At 59.3% G+C, this 1380-nt stretch carries 1 protein-coding gene; it reads right to left on the bottom strand.

Features of this window, described 5'->3' with window-relative positions:
• Window positions 1-168 precede the first annotated feature (168 nt).
• Window positions 169-1319, bottom strand: a protein-coding gene (locus HY2_RS15285; protein WP_233346897.1) for an IS3 family transposase whose coding sequence is annotated in 2 segments (ribosomal slippage) — window positions 169-1061 and window positions 1061-1319 — 1152 coding nt in all. Because the reading frame shifts where the segments join, the coding sequence is not laid out codon by codon here.
• Window positions 1320-1380 lie beyond the last annotated feature (61 nt).

Raw genomic sequence — 1380 nt, 5'->3', positions numbered from 1 at the left:
TGTGTTGGGTGGGTTTCAGACGGATTGGGGGGGCTTTTGCTCTCTGCCGCTTCATCCTTCGAGTTCGCTCAGGCTGCCGAGGATCAGACATCGCACTGCGATGTCCCGAGGCAGACAGGGGCGCAAGCACCGGGCATGGAATTGACCTGAGCCCTTTGGCTCCCTCATTCATTTCGAGAGTCTAGCCCTTTCATAGTCCATGGTTTGAGGTGTGGCGAGCGCGTCGGGAGCGGAGCTCCCCACATGCACGAGCGACCGACGCGCTGCGGGCGTCAGCCCGCCCAGCGATGAGTGAGGCCGGTGGTGGTTGTAGTCATGTCGCCAACGCCCGAGGATCATCCGGGCGTGAGCGAGTGTATCGAACACTTCTTCATTCAGGCACTCGTCGCGCAGCTTGCCGTTGAAGCTCTCGACAAAGCCGTTCTGTTGCGGCTTTCCTGGTGCGATGTAGTGCCAGGCGATGCCGGTTTGATTTTGCCATTCGAGGATGGCGCGACTAGTCAGTTCAGTGCCGTTGTCGCTGACAATGGTTTCCGGCCTGCCATAGAGACGGATGCAACGATCCAGTTCGCGGGCCACGCGGGCACCGGACAGAGATGTATCTGCGACCAGCGCCAGGCATTCACGCGTGTAGTCGTCGATCACGCAGAGCATGCGGAACCGCCGGGCCGGTCCGAAAACATCGGATACAAAGTCGAGGCTCCAACGCTGCGACGGACCGTCTGGCACCGGCATCGGTTCACGGGTGCCAGTCGCGCGCTTGCGGCCTCGTCTGCGTTTTACCGCCAGTCCCTCCTCTTTGTAGAGACGCCTCAGTTTCTTATGGTTCATCACGATGCCCTCCCGTTCGAGCATAATGCCAATGCGCCGATAGCCGAACCGACGGCGCGTTGCTGCGATCTCGCGCATGCATTTGCGGATCTCCGGATTGTCCGGTTCCGGCTCACGCCTGACAGTTTTCGGATCGACGCTGACCAATCGGCAGGCGCGGCGCTGGGAGATGTCATATTTATCGATCACCTTCAGAGCCGCATCCCGTTTCAACTGGGGCGTCGTCAGTTCTTTCCCAGCAGGTCTTTCAGGATCGAGTTATCAAGCATGCTGTCAGCCAGCAGCTTCTTCAGCCGCGCGTTCTCGGTCTCAAGCGTCTTCAGCTTGCGGGCATCCGACACGTCCATCCCGCCATACTTCGCCTTCCATTTGTAGAAGGTGGCAGAACTCACCCCATGCCGCCGGCACACGTCTGCCGTGGCCATGCCACGCTCCTGTTCAGCCAGGATCGCAATGATCTGTTCGTCAGTGAATTTGCTCTTGCGCATTGTCTGTCTCCGTTGCGACAGACTCTCCATTCAAATGCGGGACCATTTGGGGCTCAGGTCA

The sequence above is a fragment of the Hyphomonas pacifica genome (genome assembly GCF_000682675.1).
GTDB classification, from domain to species: domain Bacteria; phylum Pseudomonadota; class Alphaproteobacteria; order Caulobacterales; family Hyphomonadaceae; genus Hyphomonas; species Hyphomonas pacifica.
This window is presented reverse-complemented; position numbering and strand designations above follow the sequence as displayed.